Below are 501 nucleotides of genomic sequence, written 5' to 3'. Positions count from 1 at the left end.
CGAGCGGCTTGCACCCGGGTGTTAATGGTTGAATTAGGACCAGTAAACGGAGCAGAAAGTTTAACTCTATCCTGAACGGATGAACTGACCAGTTTTGCCAACGCACCCACTAACTGCGGGGTGTTCGAGGCTTGTTCTTTGATTGCGTCGATAGCTTGATCAAGCGCGCCTTGCCAAGTCGCAATGTGTTCGCCGCTTTTAATTTTCTTTGGCGTACCAATAGACCAAGGCGGTCTTGTATCGATATCGTCTGGAGACTCGCTTAGTGTGCGTTGCAATAAACGTACACCGCTTATGCCATCAATTAAGGAGTGGTGCATTTTGGTGTAGATGGCAAAGCGATTATTTTCCAGACCTTCGATGACATGGCACTCCCATAGAGGGCGTTTAAAGTCCATACGGTTGGAGTGTAATCTCGATACAAGTATACCCAACTCTCGTTCACCGCCTGGTTTGGGTAGAGCCGAATGACGTACGTGATAATCTAGGTCTATGTTCTTA

General features: G+C 47.5%; 1 protein-coding gene. It reads right to left on the bottom strand.

The window, feature by feature from the left end:
• Positions 1-501 (bottom strand): wax ester/triacylglycerol synthase family O-acyltransferase (locus A3756_RS05475; RefSeq protein ID WP_231875493.1); only part of this gene is annotated, 501 nt, incomplete at both ends.

The organism is Oleiphilus sp. HI0086 (genome assembly GCF_001635225.1).
The sequence above is the reverse complement of the archived record's forward strand: the minus strand, read 5'-3'. Positions and strand labels throughout refer to the sequence as shown.